20 protein-coding genes are annotated in these 17,787 nt (G+C 69.2%); 14 read left to right on the forward strand and 6 right to left on the reverse strand.

Annotated features, from left to right (window positions below; translation table 11 throughout):
- Positions 1 to 71 precede the first annotated feature (71 nt).
- From VGP60_RS04955 to VGP60_RS04975, 5 genes are read left to right on the forward strand one after another with little or no spacing between them, the layout of a single operon-like run.
- Positions 72 to 1,631: an ABC transporter substrate-binding protein gene (locus VGP60_RS04955; RefSeq protein ID WP_327546647.1), complete on the forward strand. Its 1,560-nt coding sequence runs from the start codon at positions 72 to 74 to the stop codon at positions 1,629 to 1,631.
- Positions 1,628 to 2,599, forward strand: coding sequence for an ABC transporter permease (locus tag VGP60_RS04960; protein WP_327546648.1), 972 nt, complete (start codon positions 1,628 to 1,630; stop codon positions 2,597 to 2,599). The genes VGP60_RS04955 and VGP60_RS04960 overlap by 4 nt, the downstream gene beginning before the upstream one ends.
- Positions 2,596 to 3,489: an ABC transporter permease gene (locus VGP60_RS04965; RefSeq protein WP_327546649.1), complete on the forward strand. Its 894-nt coding sequence runs from the start codon at positions 2,596 to 2,598 to the stop codon at positions 3,487 to 3,489. The genes VGP60_RS04960 and VGP60_RS04965 overlap by 4 nt, the downstream gene beginning before the upstream one ends.
- Positions 3,486 to 4,283 (forward strand): ABC transporter ATP-binding protein, encoded by a 798-nt coding sequence (locus tag VGP60_RS04970; RefSeq protein WP_327546650.1) that lies wholly within the window; start codon positions 3,486 to 3,488, stop codon positions 4,281 to 4,283. The genes VGP60_RS04965 and VGP60_RS04970 overlap by 4 nt, the downstream gene beginning before the upstream one ends.
- Positions 4,280 to 5,080 carry an ATP-binding cassette domain-containing protein gene (locus VGP60_RS04975; protein WP_327546651.1) on the forward strand — a complete coding sequence of 267 codons (801 nt, stop codon included), beginning with the start codon at positions 4,280 to 4,282 and terminating at the stop codon, positions 5,078 to 5,080. The genes VGP60_RS04970 and VGP60_RS04975 overlap by 4 nt, the downstream gene beginning before the upstream one ends.
- A 2-nt stretch (positions 5,081 to 5,082) precedes the next feature.
- On the opposite strand, the gene VGP60_RS04980 is transcribed toward VGP60_RS04975, so the two are convergent.
- A complete protein-coding gene (locus VGP60_RS04980; protein WP_327546652.1) occupies positions 5,083 to 6,054 on the reverse strand; it encodes an ROK family protein in 972 nt (323 codons plus the stop codon).
- Between the two features lie 41 nt (positions 6,055 to 6,095).
- On the opposite strand from VGP60_RS04980, the gene VGP60_RS04985 reads away from it, so the two are divergent.
- Genes VGP60_RS04985 through VGP60_RS04995 form a run of 3 tightly spaced genes read left to right on the forward strand, consistent with a single transcriptional unit; the run spans position 6,096 to position 8,590 of the window.
- Positions 6,096 to 6,863 (forward strand): creatininase family protein, encoded by a 768-nt coding sequence (locus tag VGP60_RS04985; protein ID WP_327546653.1) that lies wholly within the window; start codon positions 6,096 to 6,098, stop codon positions 6,861 to 6,863.
- An 11-nt stretch (positions 6,864 to 6,874) separates the two neighbouring features.
- Positions 6,875 to 8,002, forward strand: a complete 1,128-nt coding sequence (locus VGP60_RS04990) for a mandelate racemase/muconate lactonizing enzyme family protein (protein WP_327546654.1) — start codon at positions 6,875 to 6,877, stop codon at positions 8,000 to 8,002.
- Positions 8,003 to 8,011: 9 nt separating this feature from the next.
- Positions 8,012 to 8,590, forward strand: coding sequence for a TetR/AcrR family transcriptional regulator (locus VGP60_RS04995; protein WP_327546655.1), 579 nt, complete (start codon positions 8,012 to 8,014; stop codon positions 8,588 to 8,590).
- A gap of 11 nt (positions 8,591 to 8,601) precedes the next feature.
- Here the strand turns inward: VGP60_RS04995 and VGP60_RS05000 are convergent, their stop codons facing one another.
- On the reverse strand, positions 8,602 to 9,804 hold the full coding sequence (locus tag VGP60_RS05000) for an MFS transporter (RefSeq protein WP_327546656.1): 1,203 nt from the start codon (positions 9,802 to 9,804) through the stop codon (positions 8,602 to 8,604).
- 127 nt (positions 9,805 to 9,931) lie between these two features.
- Here VGP60_RS05000 and VGP60_RS05005 point away from each other — a divergent pair, with 127 nt between their 5' ends.
- Positions 9,932 to 10,414: a cupin domain-containing protein gene (locus tag VGP60_RS05005; RefSeq protein WP_327546657.1), complete on the forward strand. Its 483-nt coding sequence runs from the start codon at positions 9,932 to 9,934 to the stop codon at positions 10,412 to 10,414.
- Here the strand turns inward: VGP60_RS05005 and VGP60_RS05010 are convergent.
- The gene (locus VGP60_RS05010) at positions 10,407 to 10,871 is read right to left on the reverse strand and encodes an Lrp/AsnC family transcriptional regulator (RefSeq protein WP_327546658.1); all 465 of its coding nucleotides are present in this window, start codon (positions 10,869 to 10,871) and stop codon (positions 10,407 to 10,409) included. The genes VGP60_RS05005 and VGP60_RS05010 overlap by 8 nt on opposite strands.
- 93 nt (positions 10,872 to 10,964) lie before the next feature.
- Between VGP60_RS05010 and VGP60_RS05015 the strand changes: the two genes are divergently transcribed.
- The 3 genes from VGP60_RS05015 to VGP60_RS05025 all read left to right on the forward strand — a co-directional run bounded on the left by VGP60_RS05015 (position 10,965) and on the right by VGP60_RS05025 (position 13,407).
- On the forward strand, positions 10,965 to 11,819 hold the full coding sequence (locus tag VGP60_RS05015) for an LLM class flavin-dependent oxidoreductase (RefSeq protein WP_327546659.1): 855 nt from the start codon (positions 10,965 to 10,967) through the stop codon (positions 11,817 to 11,819).
- Positions 11,816 to 12,241 (forward strand): nucleoside deaminase, encoded by a 426-nt coding sequence (locus VGP60_RS05020; RefSeq protein WP_327546660.1) that lies wholly within the window; start codon positions 11,816 to 11,818, stop codon positions 12,239 to 12,241. The genes VGP60_RS05015 and VGP60_RS05020 overlap by 4 nt, the downstream gene beginning before the upstream one ends.
- Positions 12,242 to 12,891: 650 nt before the next feature.
- Positions 12,892 to 13,407: a hypothetical protein gene (locus VGP60_RS05025; RefSeq protein ID WP_327546661.1), complete on the forward strand. Its 516-nt coding sequence runs from the start codon at positions 12,892 to 12,894 to the stop codon at positions 13,405 to 13,407.
- Between the two features lie 3 nt (positions 13,408 to 13,410).
- Here VGP60_RS05025 and pip read toward each other — a convergent pair whose 3' ends face one another.
- Positions 13,411 to 14,361, reverse strand: a complete 951-nt coding sequence (gene pip / locus VGP60_RS05030) for a prolyl aminopeptidase (RefSeq protein WP_327546662.1) — start codon at positions 14,359 to 14,361, stop codon at positions 13,411 to 13,413.
- A gap of 85 nt (positions 14,362 to 14,446) precedes the next feature.
- On the opposite strand from pip, the gene VGP60_RS05035 reads away from it, so the two are divergent.
- Together VGP60_RS05035 and VGP60_RS05040 are read left to right on the forward strand one after the other, a co-directional pair.
- Positions 14,447 to 15,184, forward strand: a complete 738-nt coding sequence (locus VGP60_RS05035; RefSeq protein WP_327546663.1) for an LppU/SCO3897 family protein — start codon at positions 14,447 to 14,449, stop codon at positions 15,182 to 15,184.
- A 272-nt stretch (positions 15,185 to 15,456) separates the two neighbouring features.
- Positions 15,457 to 16,266 (forward strand): NPP1 family protein, encoded by an 810-nt coding sequence (locus VGP60_RS05040; RefSeq protein WP_327546664.1) that lies wholly within the window; start codon positions 15,457 to 15,459, stop codon positions 16,264 to 16,266.
- Positions 16,267 to 16,312: 46 nt separating this feature from the next.
- On the opposite strand, the gene VGP60_RS05045 is transcribed toward VGP60_RS05040, so the two are convergent.
- Together VGP60_RS05045 and VGP60_RS05050 are read right to left on the reverse strand one after the other, a co-directional pair.
- Positions 16,313 to 16,939, reverse strand: coding sequence for a maleylpyruvate isomerase family mycothiol-dependent enzyme (locus VGP60_RS05045; protein ID WP_327546665.1), 627 nt, complete (start codon positions 16,937 to 16,939; stop codon positions 16,313 to 16,315).
- 66 nt (positions 16,940 to 17,005) lie between these two features.
- Positions 17,006 to 17,787: RNA polymerase sigma factor (locus VGP60_RS05050; protein WP_327546666.1), on the reverse strand; the 782-nt coding region annotated here is incomplete at its 5' end.

Below are 17,787 nucleotides of genomic sequence, written 5' to 3' on the forward strand. Positions count from 1 at the left end.
CAAGCGGAAAAGCGGAACGATGAGGATCCGGGTCCGCCTCGAAGTCGATCCAGCGAAAGGAGAGCTGCCTCTTGTCCGTATCACGAAATCGCTGGTCACGACGGGAAATGCTCCGGTTCGGCGCGCTCGCGGTGCCCGCTTTGGCTCTGCCGGGCCTGCTCGCCGGTTGTGCCGGGGGAATCGCGGAGGGCGCCGCCGGCGGCGCCCTCCGCGTCGCGCAGACGTCCGACCCCAAGACCCTGGATCCCCAGAAACAGGGCGACATGACCTCGATGAACGTCCTGATCAACCTCTTCGACACGCTCACCACCCGGGCCGATGACGGCACGCTCGCCCCGAGACTCGCGCTGTCGTGGGCCGCGCTCGACCCGCTGGCCTGGCGTTTCAAGCTCCGCCCCGGCGTCACCTTCCACAACGGCGAGCCGTGCGACGCCGCCGCGGTCAAGTTCAGCATCGACCGTCTGCTCGACCCGGCGACCAAGTCACCGATCGTCGAGCTCCGGTACGTCAAGAGCGCGACGGTCGTCGACCCGCTGACCGTCGACCTGCACACCAGCCAGCCCGACCCGATCCTGCCCGCGAAGGTGTCGCTGTTCGGCGGGGTAGTGCTGCCGCCGAAGTACTTCGCGGAGGTCGGCACGGCCGGGTTCGCCAAGAAACCCGTCGGCACCGGCCCGTTCGTCTTCGACAGCTGGAGCCGCGACCACGAACTCCGCATGCACGCCTATGCCCAGCATTGGAACGGCCCGCCGCCGGTCCGAGAACTGGTGTTCCTGCCGATGCCGAATGCGGCATCGTCATTGGCCGCCTTGCAGAGCAACGAAGTCGACCTCGTCACCGGCCTCACCCCGGACGCCGCCCTGCAGCTCGCGGGCTACACCGGCGTCACGATCGAGAACTACCCCGGCATCCGCACCTCGTACCTCTCCCTGGACACCGAGGACGGCCCGCTGCGCGACAAACGCGTCCGGCAGGCACTCAACCACGCCGTCGACGTCCCGCTGCTGATCAAAGCCGTGCTCGACGGCAAAGCCCGCGAAGTCCCGACCATGATCCCGCGCGAGTCGTTCGGCTTCGACCCGAACATCCAGCCGTTCACCCGTGACGTCGAACTCGCGAAGAACCTGCTCGCCGAAGCGGGCTACCCCAACGGTTTCGACACCACCCTCACCGCGTCCACCGCGGATTCGGACGTCGCCGAAGCCATCGCCGGGCTGATGGCCAGGGCCGGGATCCGGGCGAAGGTCGTCGTGATCGACGCCGGCACCTACAGCACCAGGCTCACCTCGGACAACCGCCGCGCGCTCGGCCCGATGTACCTCGCGGCGAGCACCGGCTGGACGGTCGACGGGCAGAGCAACGTCCAGTCCAACGTCCGGCGCGACCGGCGGCAGAGCCGCTGGACCTCCGATGCCGCCGACCGGCTCATCGACGGCGAGGAGAACTCGGTGTCCGATGTGGACCGTCTCAAGGCGTTCACCGGACTGCAGCAACTCCTGAAGGAAGAGGCGCCCTTCATCTACCTCTACCAGATCGACAACATCTACGCGCGCAACGAGCGCCCGGACTGGCGGCCCAACGTCGTCGGTTCGCTGACCATGGCCAGCGCCCGGTTGGGAGACGCCCGATGACCGAGCTATCCGCCGGTGCCGCACGTGTTCCCACCGCCGCGAGCGGCGTGCTGCGCACGGTGGTGACGAAGATCGTCACCGCGATCATCGTCCTGCTCTGCGTCGCCACCGTGGCGTTCTTCCTGGTACGGCTTTCCGGCGACCCGGTGAAACTCCTGCTCCCGCCGGACGCCACGGCCGGCCAGGAAGCCACCCTGCGCGCGTCGCTCGGCCTCGACCGGCCGCTGATCACGCAGTACCTCGACTATCTCGCCGGGCTCCCGCGGCTCGACTTCGGCACCTCGCTCGTCTACGACCAGCCGGTGGCCGACGTCCTGCTCGAACGGCTCCCCGCCACGCTGCAACTCGCCGCCGCCGCGATGGTGCTCGCGCTGGTCGTCTCCGTGCCCGCGGGGATCATCGCCGCGCTGCGCCGTGGAAAGGCCGGGGACACCGGCGTCATGACCGGTGTCCTCATCGGACAGTCCACCCCGCCGTTCTGGGTCGGTATCCTGCTGATCCTGGTGTTTTCGGTGCAGCTGAAGGTGCTTCCCGCTTCGGGCTACGGCACGTTCACGCATCTGGTGCTGCCGTCGATCACCCTGGCCATCTACTCCGTCGCGGTGATCGCGCGGCTGCTGCGCTCGTCGCTGATCGACGTCCTCGGCTCCGACTACATCCGGACAGCCAAGGCGAAAGGCCTCGGCACCGGCGGGATCGTGTTCTCCCACGGACTGCGCAACGCGTCGCTGCCGGTGATCACCGTGATCGGCCTGGAGTTCGGCAGTCTGCTCGGCGGCGCGATCCTCACCGAACAGGTCTTCGCCTGGCCCGGCATCGGCAGGCTCACCATCGAGGCCATCACCAACCGCGATTTCCCGATGGTCCAGGCGGCCGTGCTGTTCTTCGCCGCGATCTTCGTCGTGGTGAACCTCCTGGTGGACATCTCGTACACCGTGCTCGATCCGAGAGTGAGGCTGGGCCGATGACCGCGATCACCGTCGCCATACCAACCGGTCGTGCCCGGACCGTGTCACCGCTGCGGGCCGTGCTGCGCAACAAACTCGCGCTCGTCGCGGTGGTGGTGCTCGCGCTGATGCTGCTCGCCGCGGTGTTCGCCCCGCTCCTCGCGCCGCACGACCCCAACGCGCAGGACCTCCTCGTCCGGCTCCGGCCGCCCGCGTGGATGGCGGGCGGGACCTCGGAGCATCTGCTCGGCACCGACCAGCTGGGCCGGGATCTGTTGAGCCGCTTGATCTACGGCTCGCGGATCTCGCTGCTGGTCGGCGCGAGCGCGGCGCTGCTCGCCGGGATCATCGGCGCCACCATCGGCCTGGTCTCCGGGTTCCTCGGCGGCTGGTTCGACCGTGTCCTGATGCGGATCGCCGACATCCAGCTGGCGTTCCCGTCGATCCTGCTGGCACTCGCCATTGTCGGCTTCCTCGGCTCCGGGCTCTGGTACGTGATCATCGTGCTCGGGTTCACCGGCTGGGTTTCCTACGCCAGGGTTGTCCGCGCCGAGGTGCTTTCGTTGCGCTCCAGGGAGTTCGTCACCGAGGCCCGCGCGATCGGCGTCGGCAACGTGACGATCATGCGCCGCCATCTCCTGCCGAACGTGATGGCCCCGCTGGCCACGATCGGCACACTGCACGTCGCGTCGGCCATCGTCGCCGAAGCCTCGCTGAGTTACCTCGGCATGGGCGTGCCCAAGGAGATCGTCACCTGGGGCGCGATGCTCGCCAACGGCCAGTTGTACCTCGGCACCGCCTGGTGGCTGGCCGTGTTCCCCGGTGTCGCGCTGATGTGTGCCGCCCTCGCCGTCAACGTCACCGGCGACGTCCTGCGTGACGTCGCGGACCCGAAGGCCTACCGCCGATGAAGCCACTCCTGCGGATCGAAGAACTCAGCGTCGACTTCCGGCTGGACACCGAGACCGTCCACGCCGTCGACAGCGTCAGCCTCGCCGTCGAAGCGGGGGAAACCCTTGCGGTGGTGGGGGAATCCGGCAGCGGCAAGACGGCGACCGCGCTGTCCGTGCTGCGGCTCAACCCCGAACCGCCGTGTGTCTACAGTGGAGGCGGCGTTTTCCTCGGCGAGCGTGACGTGCTGAAACTGTCCGAAAAGGACCTGCGGGGGATTCGCGGCAACGAGGTCGCGATGATCTTCCAGGACCCGATGAGCAGCCTCAACCCGCTCAAACGCGTCGGCGTGCAGATCGGGGAAGTGCTGCGGCGTCACCAGGGCGCGTCCCGATCCGAGGCACGCCAAGCCGTTCTGCCCGCGTTGCGTGAGGCCGGGATCCCCGACGCCGAACGCCGCGCGAGCCAGTTCCCGCATCAGCTGTCCGGCGGGTTGCGGCAGCGGGTGATGATCGCGATGGCACTCGTCGGCCGGCCCAAGGTGCTGATCGCCGATGAGCCGACGACCGCGCTGGACGTCACCGTGCAGGCCCAGATCCTGGACCTGCTGGTCGATCTCGGGCAGCGCCACGGGATGGCGATCGTGCTGATCACCCACGACCTCGGGGTGGTGGCGGAGGTGGCCGACCGGGTCGTGGTGATGAACGACGGAAAGGTCGTGGAGACCGGCGATGTACTCGACGTCTTCGATCGGCCCGCCGACGAGTACACGCGGGCGCTGCTGCGGGCGACCCCGAAACTGGAGCTGACATGACGCTGCTGGAAGCGCGCGGGCTGCGCAAGGAGTTCGGCGGGATCGCCGCGGTCGCCGACGTCAGTCTCGCTGTCGAGGAGGGCGAGACGCTCGCGCTGGTGGGGGAGTCGGGGTCGGGCAAGACCACGCTGACCCGGCTGCTGCTGCACCTGATGGAACCGACCGCCGGCAGTGTGCGCTTCGACGGCGAGGAGCTGTCGGGCCTGCGTGCCGCGCAACTGCGGAAGGTCCGGCGGCAGATGCAGGTGGTGCTGCAGGATCCGTACTCGAGCATGAATCCGCGCATGCGGGTCACCGACATCGTCGCCGAACCGCTGGTCACCCACGAACCCGGCGCGCGGGGTCGTCGCGGGCGGGCGAAACTGCGCGAGCGTGTCGGTGAGTTGCTCGACGCCGTCGGCATGTCGCCCGAGGTTCAGGACCGGTACCCGCACGAGTTCTCCGGCGGGCAGCGGCAGCGGATCTCGATCGCCAGGGCGCTCGCGCTGAACCCGCGGCTCGTCGTGCTCGACGAACCGACCAGCGCGCTGGACGTCTCCGTGCAGGCACAGGTGCTCGATCTGCTCGCGGACCTGCAGAAGCGGCTGAACCTCACCTATGTGTTCGTGTCGCACAATCTCGCGGTGGTGCAGCAGGTCGCCGACCGGATCGCGGTGATGTACCAGGGAAAGCTGCTCGAAGTCGGCACCGCGGCGCAGGTTTTCCGCGCACCGGAACAGGAGTACACGCGGGCGCTGCTCGACGCCGTGCCGAATCCTGATCCGAGGATGGCGCGGCGACGGCAGGTCGCACGGTGAGGCTAGAGCTTCGACAGCACCAGACCGGCGCCGCCGAGCAGCGCTATGTCGTCGATGGCGCCTTCACTGACGACCACGCTCGGCTGCTCGGCGGACCCGGCCCACGACGAGTCTTCCCGCAGTCTGCGTTCGATCCGCTCGCGAAACCGCTCGCCGCCGTCGCGCGCTTCACCGTGCAGGACGAACAGCCCCGGGGCGAACAGCTGCTGGACGTTCACCAGTCCCAGCGCCAGGTTCGCGGCGTATTCGTCCACAAGGGACCCCGCGATGTCGTCACCGTCGGCGGCCAGCTCGGCGAGTTCGCGGACACCGACGCCGGCGTCGAAACCGAGTTCGGCCGTCCGCGAGCGCAGCCATTGGGTGGTGGCGAGGGTTTTCCAGCAGCCGCGGGCTCCGCATGTGCACAGCGCGCCACTGGCCGCGACGGTCATGTGCGCGCCGCTGCGGCCACCCGGGGGCGCCAGAACCTGGCCCTCGTACAGGATTCCGACGCCAAGGACCTCGCCGGTGGACACCGACGCGAACGAGCTGACCCCGCGCCCGGCGCCGAACCAGCGGTCGCCGAGCACCTGCAGCCGCGCGCGATGTTCGAGGTGGACCGGCGGGCCGAACCGCTCGGTGAGGATCGCCGCGACCGGGAATCCGTGCAGCGCGGGCGCGTCGTAGACGTCGATGATCGTGCCGGTGCCCGGGTCGACCAGGCCGGCCGCGGCCACGCCGATACCGATCGGGAGCTGCTCGCCGAAGCACTCCTGGGCCGCGGCGAGCAGGACCTCGCCGATCTCGGCCGCGCTCGCCGTCGCGCCGGGATAGGGCAGCTCGGCGCGCTCGATCACGGTGCCGTCCATGGCGAGCAGCGCGGCGCGAACCCTGTCCGGCAGGAGTTCGACCGCGCCCAGCGTCTTCGGGCTCGGCTCGTCACGCAACGGCGGGACCAGCGCGAGCGCCGGGCGGCGCCCGTCCGCAGCATTCATTCGCTAACCATGCCACGCGATCTCGAAGGGGGCCTGTTGTCGTGTTCGAACTGACACACCTGACCTGGCGTGAGGTCCGCGAGACCGCTCGGACCGGGATCGCGCTGCTGCCGATCGGGTCGCAGGAACAGCACGCCGGTCATCTGCCGATGGGCACCGACACCCTCCTGGTCGAGGCCGTCGTCGACGCCGCGCTGGCCGAGCTCGGCGACGACGGCCCGGGCGTGGTCCGGCTGCCGTCGCTGCCGTTCGGGCACAGCCCGCACCACCTGTTCGCGGCGGCCGTTTCGCTGTCCGCGCCGACGTTGGCCGCGGTGCTCGCCGACATCCTCGGCTCGCTCGCCGAGAGCGGGTTCCGGCGCATCCTCGTGGTCAACGGCCACGGCGGGAACGACGAGATCATGCGGCTCGCGGTCAAACGCTTCGCGCTCGACGCGGACGTCTCGGCCGCCGCGTGCTCGTACTGGACCGTCACCGAGGGCGGCGACGACGGCGAGAACCCGGGCGCGACGCCGGGGCACGCCGGGTGGTTCGAGACCTCGCTGATGCTCGCGGCCAAGCCCGGGCTCGTGCGGGAGACCGATCCCTGGCAGCCGGTGGATCCCGCGCCGCTGTTCGACAAACCGCCCTACCCGGGCCTGACCGTCGAGCGGCACGGGGAGTGGGCGCGGGTCGGCGGGACGACCGACGACGCGTCGCTCGCGACCGCCGAAGCGGGCCGGAACCTGCTCGAACACCGCGCGGCGGGGCTGGCCGGGGCGATCCGCGCCTTCGACGCCGCGACCGCGCACAGCCATGGAAACCAGTAAGAGGGGCACCGATGAAGATCACCGAAGCGGATGTCTGGGTCGTGAACCTGCCGCTGACCAACCCGTTCACCAGTTCGTTCGAGACCAAGACGGGTGAGACGCGGACCGTGATCCGCCTCCGCACCGACACCGGGGTGGAGGGCTGGGGCGAGACGATGTGGGGCGCGCCCGTCGCCGCGCTCGTCCGCAAACTGGCCGTCGAGCTGATCGGGACGAGCCCGTTCGCGCTGGAGGCGTTCCACCGCAAGCACCACATGGTGCCGTTTTTCCACGGCTACCTCGGCTACGCGGCGCTGGCGGCCATCGACGTCGCGTGCTGGGACGCCATGGGCAAGGCGACGGACCAGTCCGTGACGGACCTGCTCGGCGGGGCCGTCCGCGACGAAGTGCCGATCACCGCGTTGATCACCCGCGCCGACGCCCCGGGCGCGTCCGGTGCCGAGCTCGCCCAGGGACTCGCCGAACACACCGTCCGCGTTGTCGCCGAGGGCGGGTTCGAGGCGGTGAAACTCAAGGGCACCAAGGATGTCCGCGGCGACGTCGAGATCCTGCGAGCGTTGCGGGCGGCGCTGCCGGAGGTGAACCTGCGGGTGGACCCGAACGCGGCTTGGTCCGTGCCGGACTCGATCCGGGCCGGGCTCGCCCTGGAGGAACTCGACCTCGAGTACCTGGAGGACCCGTGTGTCGGGATCGAGGGCATGAGCCAGGTCCGCGCGAAGGTCCGGATCCCGTTGTGCACCAACATGTGTGTGGTCCGGTTCGAGGAGTTCGCGCCGGCGATGCGGCTGCAGGCTGTCGACGTCATCCACGGTGACGTCTACAAGTGGGGCGGGATCGCCGCGACCAAGGCGCTCGCCGCGCACTGCGAGACCTTCGGGCTCGGGATGAACCTGCACAGCGGCGGCGAACTCGGGATCGCCACCGCCGCGCATCTCGCCGTGGTGTCGAGCACGCCGGTGCTGTCACGGGCGATCGACAGCATGTACTACCTCCACGAGGACGACATCGTCGAGCCGCTCGTCCTGCGCGACGGCAAGCTCAAGGTGCCGGACGGCCCCGGCCTCGGCGTTGTGGTCAACGAGGAGAAACTGGCCCACTACGCCGCTGTGAACGCCCGCGAAGGTGACCTCACCGGATAGGCTCGGCCGATGAGTTCGCCCCGCGGCAGGCCTCGTAGTGAGCGGGCCCGGCTCGCGGTGCTCGACGCCGCCGCCGACCTGCTGATCGAAGGCGGGATGGCGGCGGCCACGATGGAGGCGATCGCGGCGCGCGCCGGCGTCAGCAAGGCCACGATCTACAAGTGGTGGCCCAGCCGCGGGCATGTGGCGCTGGACAGTTTCTTCACCCGGACCAAGCCGACGATGGCGGTCGAGGCCGGGGCCACGCTGGAGGACACGTTGATCGCGCAGGTCGGCGCGCTCGCCGGGCTGCTGCGGGATCCGGCGACGGCGTCTCTGATGCGCGAGACGGTCGCCGTGGCGCAGACCGATCCCGACATCCGGTCCGCTTTGGACACTCGCTGGCTGCGGCCCCGGCGCGCGGCGGTCGAAGGGGTGCTGCGGGACGCGGCCGAGCGCGGTGAGATCCGGGCGGACGTGGACTTCGCCGCCGCGATGGACCAGTTGTTCGGCCCGCTCTACTACCGGCTCCTGTTCCGTCACGAGCCACTGGACGAGCGGCTGGCGGAGACGTTGGTGCGGCAGATGTTGGCGGGTCTGTCCCCTTAGGACAGGACCGCTTAGGACAGCGCGAGTTCCGGGCGGCGGGCGCGCAGCGCCGAGAAGGCCCAGATCACGAGTCCGACAGCGGGTAGTGCGGCGCCGAGGAGCGTGACCCCGGTCCACCCGGCGGCGTCGTACAGCAGCCCGGACCCGGCCGACGCGAGGGCACCGCCGACGAAGATCGTCGTCATGAACACGGTGTTGATCCGCGCGCGGGCGTCGGCGCGCAGGCCGTAGATCTCCTGCTGGCTCAGCACCTGGTGGCCCTGCACGGCGAGGTCGAGCAGGATGCCCGCCAGCGCCAGCACGACCAAGCTGTTGACCCCGATGTCCGCGATGAGCATCGCGACGATCGCGAGGACCAGCGTCACGCCGCTGCCGATCCGGCCGTGCCCGCGGTCGCCCAGCCGCCCGGCGATGGGGGCCGCGGCCGCTCCGGCGGCGCCGACCAGCGCGAAGATCCCGATCCCGGCCTGGCTCAGGCCGTGCCCGCGGAGGAGTTCGAACGCCACCGACGTCCAGAAGCAGCTGAACGCGCCGAACATCAGCGCCTGACAGACCGCGCGGCGCCGCAACGCCGGTTCCGAGCGGACGAGCTGCCCGATCGAGCGCATCAGCTGCGGGTACGTGACGCCGTGGTCCGGCTTGTGGCGGGGGAGGACCCGCACCAGCGTCACGGCCACGACGAGCATCAGGCCCGCGGAGATGAGGTAGATCGTGCGCCAGCCCCAAGCCGCGGCCACCAGGCTGGACAACGTCCTGGCCAGCAAGATGCCCAGCAGCAGCCCGGTCATCACGGTGCCGACGAACCGGCCGCGTTGCGCTTCGGGCGCGAGGTGCGCGGCGAACGGGATCAGGATCTGCGCGACCACCGAGGTGATGCCCACCAGCACCGACGCGGCCAGGAAGATGCCGAACCCCGGCGCCAGACCGGCCACCACCAGTGCGATCGCGGTGGCCAGCAGCGTCCGCGACGCCAGCGCGCGGTTCTCGACCAGGTCGCCGAGCGGCATCAGCGCGACCATGCCGACGGCGTAGCCGAGCTGGGTCAGGGTGACCACGAGCGCGGCGTTGCCCTGGCTGACCTTGAACGCCGAGGCGATCTCCGCGAGCAGTGGCTGGGCGTAGTAGAGGTTCGCGACCGTAGCGCCGCAGGCCACCGCGAGCACGAGGGTGATCAGCCGCAGGCCTCGCGGCCTCGCGGTGCCGGACTTGTCCACAACATCCTCCGCGGTCCCGCCGAAATAATGAACGCCACGTTCAGAATATGTCGGCTCGCGGAGGTGCCAAAGGCTCGGTGAGCGTTATCACCTGGGATACCGTCGCTGTCGAGGAGAAGGAGTGCCGATGAGCCAGGACGCTTTCCATCCGAACTTCCCCGCGGCGAGCCCGGCGGACCGGAGCAGAGTGCACCACGTCCGCGCGGACGAACTCGACGCCGGAACCGCCCAGACACCCGGCATGCGACGGCTCGCCGCCATCACCGGTAAGCAGGTCGGCGCGGAGAAACTGTGGATGGGCCAGACGCACGTCTCCGCGAGCACGTCGTCCGGCAACCATCATCACGGCGACTCCGAGACGGCGATCTACGTCGTCAGCGGGCATCCGGAGTTCGTCTTCGCCGAGGGTGTGGGCGACGCTGTCGAAGAGGTGCGGATCAAGACCTCACCCGGCGACTACATCTTCGTCCCGCCCTTCGTGCCGCATCGCGAGGAGAACCCGGACGAGCGGGAAGAGGCCGTGGTCGTCATCGCGCGCAGTACGCAGGAGGCGATCGTCGTCAACCTGCCGCGGCTCTACGTCCTCGACCCGGAGTCGCCGGTCAGTTGAGAGTCTGGTGGCCCGGTCCCTGGGGACCGCGGAAGGGAAGTGTCTCGCTGTAAACGATGTTGGTCGTGGTGCTGCCGAACGCGGCGAGCTCGTTGATCATCTGCTCCAGATGCGCCATCGACGCCGCCGCCACTTTGAGGACGTAGCAGTCGTCGCCGGTGGTGCGTAGGCACTCGAGGATCTCGGGACGCTCGCCGAGCAGCTTGTGCAGCGGCTGGTGCTGACTTCCCGGGTACTTCAGCCGGACCACGGCGAGCACGGCGTAGCCGACCTTCGCCAGGTCGATGTGCGCGCGGTAGCCGGTGATGACACCTGTCGACTCGAGCCGTTTCACGCGTTCGGTCGTCGCCGACGCGCTGAGGTTCACCCGCCGCCCCAGCTCGGTCAGGGCGATACGGCCGTCGTGCTGGACCTCGGCGAGGATCGCCCAATCGGTCGCGTCGAGATTCTCGGTCATCAGACGAATATACCGGCAGATCCACGGCTGCCGACAGCGAACGCCGGGAGGATTCTCTTCCGAACCGGCCATCAGCCTGGATAGCCTTGAGTGGTGCAACTAGGTGTGAACGTACCGAATTTCGGCCCGGGAACCGATCCCGGCATGCTGCGGAACTGGGCGCGGACCGTCGAGAGCCTCGGCTTCGACTTGCTGATGGTGTCCGACCATGTCGCGGTGACCCCCGACGTCGCGCAGCAGTATCCGGCGCCGTTCTACGAGCCCTTCACCACGCTTTCGTGGCTGGCCGGGATCACCGAACGGGTCCGGCTGGGGACCACGGTCCTGATCGTCCCGTACCGGCATCCGCTGCTCATGGCCCGGATGGCCGCCAATCTCAACGACCTCAGCGGCGGACGCCTGGTCCTCGGCGTCGCCTCCGGGTGGGCGCGGCAGGAGTTCGAGGCGCTCGGCGTCCCGTTCGCCCGGCGCGGCGCGCTGACCGACGAGCATCTCCGCGCGACGCGGGCCGCCTGGGAGAACGACACGGACTACCGCGCCGGCCGGATCCCGTTCTGGGTCGGCGGGAACAGCGACGCCGGAGTGCGCCGCGCCGTCCGCCTCGGCGACGCGTGGCACCCGCTGCGCTTCACCCCGGCCTGGCTGGGCGCCGCGGTGGACCGGCTGAAGACCATCGCGGACGAGGAACAGCTGCCCGTCCCCGCCTTGGCGCCGCGCATCGCGCTGCGCCTTGCCGATGAGCCGATCACCGGCCCGGACCGGCTCGCCGGTGAGGGCACGATCGAGCAGGTCGCCGCCGATCTCGACTACCTGCGGCTCCTCGGCGCCGACACCGTCGTGCTCGACCCGTTCGACGGCGACCCGCAGAAGACCAGCCACCCGGAGACGGCGTGGCAGGCGCTCGCCACCGTCGCCGACCTCCCTCAACGACCACTGGAGCGATCATGACCGATATCAACCACGACCTCCTCCGGCGGGCCATCGAACTCGCGGCCTCGGCGCGGAAGGGTGGGAACCCGCCGTTCGGCTCCCTGCTGGTGAGCGCGGGTGGCACCGTGCTCGCCGAGGAGCGCAACTCGTCGATCACCGATGCCGACATCACTGCGCATCCCGAGCTGAAACTGGCCCGCTGGGCGGCCCGCGAACTCGATCCCGCCATCGCGGCGGCGACCACGATGTACACCAGCTGCCAGCCCTGCGGCATGTGCGCGGGGGCCATCGAGCGATCCGGACTCGGCCGTGTCGTGTTCGCGCTGTCCAACGAGCAGCTCTCGGCGCTCAAACTCACCGGCGGTTTCCCCGGCTTCCGACAGGACGGGCCCGCGCTGTTCGACGAAGCCCGCATCCCGGTCGAGGGGTACTACGTCTGACCGACCACTGTGCGCATCCCGGCCGTTCGCTGTAGCGTTTACGCATAGGTTGAGTCAGCAGCTGTGGTGACCATTCCGCGTCAGCGCTCGGCCTTTTCCTAGTTCGATCTTTTCTCCGTGACCACCACTTGGCCGCGTGCCGGGCTGGCGGTGGTCACGGTGCGCGGCGAGGTGGACTCGCAAACCAAGGCGGAGCTGGAAAAAGAAGTGGACGGCGTGATGGCCGCGCCGTTTCCCCGTCAGCTGGTCGTCGACCTCGACGAGGTCGGGTTCATCGAGCCGCGGGCCTGGGACGGACGCTGGAGATCACCGGGTTTCCGGCCCGGCGCTGACGCTGTGAAGGAGGCCTTCACGGACCGCTCACTCGGGCGGGTGGGTCGTGAGTGTTTACGAGTGTTAGAACACTTGTTGCCACTCACGACCCCGACTGACCAGCGGAAACCTGCGGCCGATTTCTTGTTTAGTCCGCTGAGATCAAGTTTTGATCCGCCAGTCCGGATAATCCCCGCCGAATCTTCGATTCCTTACCAGTCAAGGGTTTCGCGGGCGGGCGGTTCGTGGTCCTATGATGTCCTGCATCGGGGCGAGCCTTATTCCGGAGGTGAACCGTCACGGCCACGAACGATCATCAGGACCCGAGCGGCTTCGAAGTGGAATGGCGCGGGTATTCCCGCAAGCAGGTCGACCAGCGTCTGGACGACCTGCGAGCCGAGCTGCGTAAACTCGCCGCGGACCGGGAAGCCGTTGTCTCCCAGTCGGAACAGCTGGCGAAGCTGCTCGAGGAAGCTCGTGCGGAGAATCGTGAGCTGCACCTGCGTGTCGACAGGATCAGCCGCTCCCCGGTCGAACTGGACGGTCTGGCCAACCGGTTGGTGCGAATGGTCGAACTGGCGAAGGAGGAAAGCGCCGATCTGTCGGCGCGCGCCCACAGCGCGGACCAGAAGGCCGAACAACGCCGCCGTCAGACCGAGCGGGACTTCGAGCTCGCGATGGCGACCCGGCGCGCCGAGGTCGCCCGCGACGTGGCGCACAAGGAAACCGCGCTGCGGCAGCTTCGCGAGCGTGTCGCCGGTCAGGTCCGCACGGCGCTGGACCACGTGACCGACGCCGAACGCTGGCTCGACGAGGAACCGGAAACCGGCGATCCCGTGCGCCGCACTGCTTGAGCCTCAGTTCGCGAACCCGTCGAGGGCTTTGAGCAGTTGCTCGCGTTTGCTGTCGCTGCGCAGATGCCCGCAGTCGTCGAGCGCGACCAGTTCCGCGTCTGGCCACGCACGGGCGAGTTCCCACGCGGTTTCCAGCGGGCAGCTCAGGTCGAGGCGCCCGTGGATCAGCACGCCGGGGATCCCGGCGAGGCGTCCGGCGTCGCGGAGCAGCGTGTCTTCGGCCAGCCAGGCGGCGTGCGCGTAGTAGTGGGCGCAGATCCGGACGAACGCGTGCCGCGAGTCCGAGGGCTCGTCGTCGCCGTGGACACCGATCCGGGCGTTCGGCTCCAGGGAGAGGACGGCGTCTTCCCAGGCGCACCACGTCTTCACCGCGTCGGCTCGCACGCGCGGGTCCGGGTCCTCCATCAGCCGTGAGTACGCCGCGACGAGGTCGTCGGCGTGGCCGGCTCCGGCGCTGAACCGCTCCCATTCGCCGGGGAACAGGCACTGGGCGCCGTGATAGAGCCAGTCGATCTCGCGGCGCCGGCTCAGGGAGATCGAGGCCAGGACGATCTCCGAAACCCGGTGCGGGTACCGCTCGGCGTAGGCGACGATCAGCGTCGAACCCCAGGAACCGCCGTGCAGCAACCAGCGCTCGATGCCGAGGTGCTCGCGGAGGCGCTCCATGTCGGCCAGGAGATGCTCGGTGGTGTTGACGCCCAGGTTCGTGGCGGGGTCGCTCGCGTGCGGGGTGCTCCGGCCGGAACCGCGCTGGTCGAACAGCACGATCCGGTAGCGCGCCGGGTCGAACGGCCGGCGCATCCCCGGCGAACATCCCGTGCCCGGCCCGCCGTGGACCACGAGCGCGGGTTTGCCCTCGGGGTTTCCGCAGGTCTCCCAATAGACGAGGTTCCCGTCACCGACGTCGAGCCTGCCGTGGTCGTACGGTTCGATCGGCGGGTAGAGCTCGACCATGTCCTGGGGTCTCCTCGCAAATGGCCTAAACCAAAAGTGACGTTCCGGGTGAATCTGTTTCATCGCGGGCGGTAATCTGACCCGCATGTCGGATCATCCTGGGGGCCAGTTCCCGCATCCCGGTCAGCAGCCCGCGTGGCAGAACCCGCCCGCGCCGCAGGGCTGGCAGCAGCCCTACCCGCAGCAGTCCTATCCGCAACAGCCCTACCCACAGCAACCCTATCCGCCGCAGCAGGGCTGGCCTCAGCAGCAGGGCTGGCCCGCGCCACCGCCGAAGAAGAAGGGGATGGCCACCCGGCTGAAGGTGCTGATCGCCGTCGGAGTACTGGTCGTGGCCGGTGGCACCGCCTGGGCGGCGTGGGTCTCGCGGGTTCCCCAGGGCACGGAGAAACAAGCGGTTTCGCTGGCCGAGGGCGATTGCGCGCAGGTGACCGGGACGGGCGACGCCGCCGACGCGGCGAAATTCCCTTGCGACGCGCCCGGCACGCCGTACGTGGTCAGTGTGGCGGGCACCGGCGACGGTTCCTGGAGCTGCACGGAAGGCTTCTACTCGCTGGTGGTCAACGCGGTGCGGGCCAAGGACGTCGGGCTGTGCTTCGGTCTCAACGGCCAGATGGGTGCCTGCTTCGACGACGTCGACACCAAGACGCCGCCACCGCTGGTCGATTGCGCGAAGGCGCGGTACAAGGTGACCCAGGTGTTCCCCAGTGCCGCCATCGTCGACAGCCTTTGCAACGACCAGACCGTAAAGGTGGTCTCGTACATGGTCTACGGCGCCTCATCGCGGTTCAAGAGCACCACTATCTGCCTGTCCACCCCCTGACGCGGTCCGAATGGACAGCGCTTGGGTGCCGAGGCTCGGCCGGGTGGGTGGCTCGTGAGTGGCTACGAGTGTTAGAACACTCGTAGCCACTCACGACCCCACCCGCCCGGTGGCAGTTCCGACGCGGAAGTCGGCCTAGGTCTGGACCACTCGCGGTTCATCGAGGATTTCCACGGTGGACCGGGTTCGAGCCCTGGTCTCGTGCGATCTTGGTCCCTAAGCTGGCGAGCGCGCTCTGCCGGAGCGTGTCTTCCCGGACACGAGGAGTATGAATGTCGCACCGATCCCGACGCGTCTTGCTCGGGGCATTGGCGGTTGTGTCGATGCTGGGCGGCGCGCTGTTCGCGGGCGTTCCGAGCGCTTCGGCGAACGAACCACTGCCGGACGGGTCCAGCACCCTCCAGGACTTCGCCAGGAAATCGGTGCCCCAGTGGAACTTCGCGCGCGCCAACAGCAATGACCCCTGCTGGCCCGAGTCGGCCTTCGACGGCAACGGCAACCCGGCTGACGGCGGCGACGTCCAGAACTGGCCCAACAGTGACGGCGGCTGCGCGCGGCACGGTTCGCAGTTCCCGACTTACTACACCGCACAGCAGTGCAACGCCGACGAGATCCGCGTGGTGTTCACGATCTACCAGGCCACCAGCGGGTTCAAGCCGTCCGGGCACCGGCACGACTTCGAGCACGTCGAGGTCGTCTGGCGGAAGAACGGCAGCGCCTGGACGAAGGACCGGTTGCTGCTGAGCGCCCATGGTTCGCACCGCGTGGTTTCGTGGGGCAGTGCCGAGAGTTGGAACAGCGACCGGGGCAGCGCGGGCACGGGCCGCGAATTCCCGCGGATCTTCGTCGGGTTCGGCAGCCATTCGATGTTCAACAACCAGGGCGGCCTCAAGGACGTCATCTCCGCCTACACCGGCAACGAGTACCGCCAGGCCGACTACCCGGTCTGGGCGGACCAGTCCGGCCTCGTCGAGGTCGTGAAGGACAGCGACCTGTACAAGAAGTTCGACACGAACGCCGCCGTGTGGGGCAGCGCCGACAGCAACCCGGCCAGGATGGCCCGGGACTCCTGCTCGCACTGACTCTCAGTGCCACCATGGTTGCGTTCAACGCAACCATGGTGGCATTTCAGCGGGTGAAGCGACCGGCGGTGTCGCCTCGCAGGTGACCTTCGGGAAGTGTTCGTCCACAAAGGATCATCAGGAGGTCCTGTGCGGCACCGGAAAGCGGTGTGCCCGAGCCGAACGACCAGTCGAGGTCGTCGGCGCGCAGTTCGATCCCGGTCAGGTCGACGCCGAAGTAGTTCAGGTTCTTCGGCCCGAGACCGTCGAGGACGATCCGCAGCCGATCCTCGGGAACTTTCCGGCCGATGCCCAGCGGCACGGTGAAGTCCAGGCCGTGGATGACGTCGTGGGCCAGCGCGCCCTCGAACCCGCCGCCCGGTGGCTTCCACGCGTGCCCGGTGTTGTCCGCCATGGACGCGGCGAGTTCGCCGGAGGTCAGGGCCGCGGTGTCGGCGCGGGCGCTGCGATCGGCCATCTTGCCGAAGTTCCCGCGCGCCTTGAGCAGTTCGAGCAGGAACTTCGGCGTCGACAGGCGGAACGGCATCGTCATATGCGCCACCACTTCCCGCACCCGCCAGCCCTCGCACAGCGTCGGTGTGTCCCACTGCCGCTCGGACAGGCCGGTGAGCAGGGTCGCGAGATCGTGGCGTTCCGCCGCTATCGCCGCCCGGACTTCGGTTTCGTCTGCCATGGTCGGTAGTCCTCCTCGATCGGTGTGCCCCACCGACGAACGGGGGAGACGCCGAAGGACACGCTCCTAGGAACTTTCGGCGAGCCTGCGGTCGAGGAAACGCCGCTCGGTGTCGGTCGGGGCCAAGGCCCGCGCTTCCCGGTACGCGGCCGCGGCTTCGCCGGCGCGACCGAGACGGCGGAGCAGGTCGGCCCGGGTAGCCGGGAGCAGGTGATACCCGGCCAACGGCTCCGCCAGCGCGTCCAGCAACGAGAGGCCCGCCGCCGGTCCGTGGGCCATGCCGACCGCGATCGCCTGGTTCAGCTTCACCACCGGCGACGGCACGCGGCGCACGAGTTGCCCGTACAACGCGGCGATCTGGGGCCAGTCGGTGTCCGCCGCGTCGGCCGCGGTGGCGTGACAGGCGGCGATGGCGGCCTGCACCTGGTACGGCCCGGCTTGACCGCGTCGCAGGGCGCCGTCGAGCAGCGCGACGCCTTCGGTGATCTCGGCGGCGTGCCACTGGCCGCGATCCTGCTCGTCCAGCGTGACCAGATCACCGGCTTGGTCGAGCCTGCTGTCGCGGCGGGCGTAGTGCAGCAGCATCAGCGCGAGCAACCCGGTGGCCTCCGGTTCGTCAGGCATCAGGCTGGTCAGCACCCGGCCGAGCCGGATCGCCTCGGCGCTCAGCGTCGTGCGCACCAGGTCGGTGCCCGCGGTGGCCGAGTAGCCCTCGTTGAACAGCAGGTAGAGGACCCCCAGCACCGCCGACAGGCGGTCCGGTCGCTCGTCCTCGGCCGGCTCCTCGACCGGGGCGCCGACCTCGGCCAACGTCTTCTTGGCGCGGGTGATGCGCGCGCCGATCGTCG

This window comes from Amycolatopsis sp., from assembly GCF_036008905.1.
Lineage (GTDB): Bacteria > Actinomycetota > Actinomycetes > Mycobacteriales > Pseudonocardiaceae > Amycolatopsis.

Excerpts from the sequence above, each read along its gene's own strand:
- VGP60_RS04960 (WP_327546648.1), top strand. The coding sequence starts at position 1,628 with ATGACCGAGCTATCCGCCGGTGCCGCACGTGTTCCCACCGCCGCGAGC.
- VGP60_RS04995 (WP_327546655.1), top strand. The coding sequence starts at position 8,012 with ATGAGTTCGCCCCGCGGCAGGCCTCGTAGTGAGCGGGCCCGGCTCGCG.
- VGP60_RS04975 (WP_327546651.1), top strand. The coding sequence starts at position 4,280 with ATGACGCTGCTGGAAGCGCGCGGGCTGCGCAAGGAGTTCGGCGGGATC.
- VGP60_RS05020 (WP_327546660.1), top strand. The coding sequence starts at position 11,816 with ATGACCGATATCAACCACGACCTCCTCCGGCGGGCCATCGAACTCGCG.
- VGP60_RS04990 (WP_327546654.1), top strand. The coding sequence starts at position 6,875 with ATGAAGATCACCGAAGCGGATGTCTGGGTCGTGAACCTGCCGCTGACC.
- VGP60_RS04965 (WP_327546649.1), top strand. The coding sequence starts at position 2,596 with ATGACCGCGATCACCGTCGCCATACCAACCGGTCGTGCCCGGACCGTG.
- VGP60_RS04980 (WP_327546652.1), bottom strand. The coding sequence starts at position 6,054 with ATGAATGCTGCGGACGGGCGCCGCCCGGCGCTCGCGCTGGTCCCGCCG.
- VGP60_RS05010 (WP_327546658.1), bottom strand. The coding sequence starts at position 10,871 with ATGACCGAGAATCTCGACGCGACCGATTGGGCGATCCTCGCCGAGGTC.
- VGP60_RS05040 (WP_327546664.1), top strand. The coding sequence starts at position 15,457 with ATGTCGCACCGATCCCGACGCGTCTTGCTCGGGGCATTGGCGGTTGTG.
- VGP60_RS05035 (WP_327546663.1), top strand. The coding sequence starts at position 14,447 with ATGTCGGATCATCCTGGGGGCCAGTTCCCGCATCCCGGTCAGCAGCCC.
- VGP60_RS04970 (WP_327546650.1), top strand. The coding sequence starts at position 3,486 with ATGAAGCCACTCCTGCGGATCGAAGAACTCAGCGTCGACTTCCGGCTG.
- VGP60_RS05045 (WP_327546665.1), bottom strand. The coding sequence starts at position 16,939 with ATGGCAGACGAAACCGAAGTCCGGGCGGCGATAGCGGCGGAACGCCAC.
- pip (WP_327546662.1), bottom strand. The coding sequence starts at position 14,361 with ATGGTCGAGCTCTACCCGCCGATCGAACCGTACGACCACGGCAGGCTC.
- VGP60_RS05005 (WP_327546657.1), top strand. The coding sequence starts at position 9,932 with ATGAGCCAGGACGCTTTCCATCCGAACTTCCCCGCGGCGAGCCCGGCG.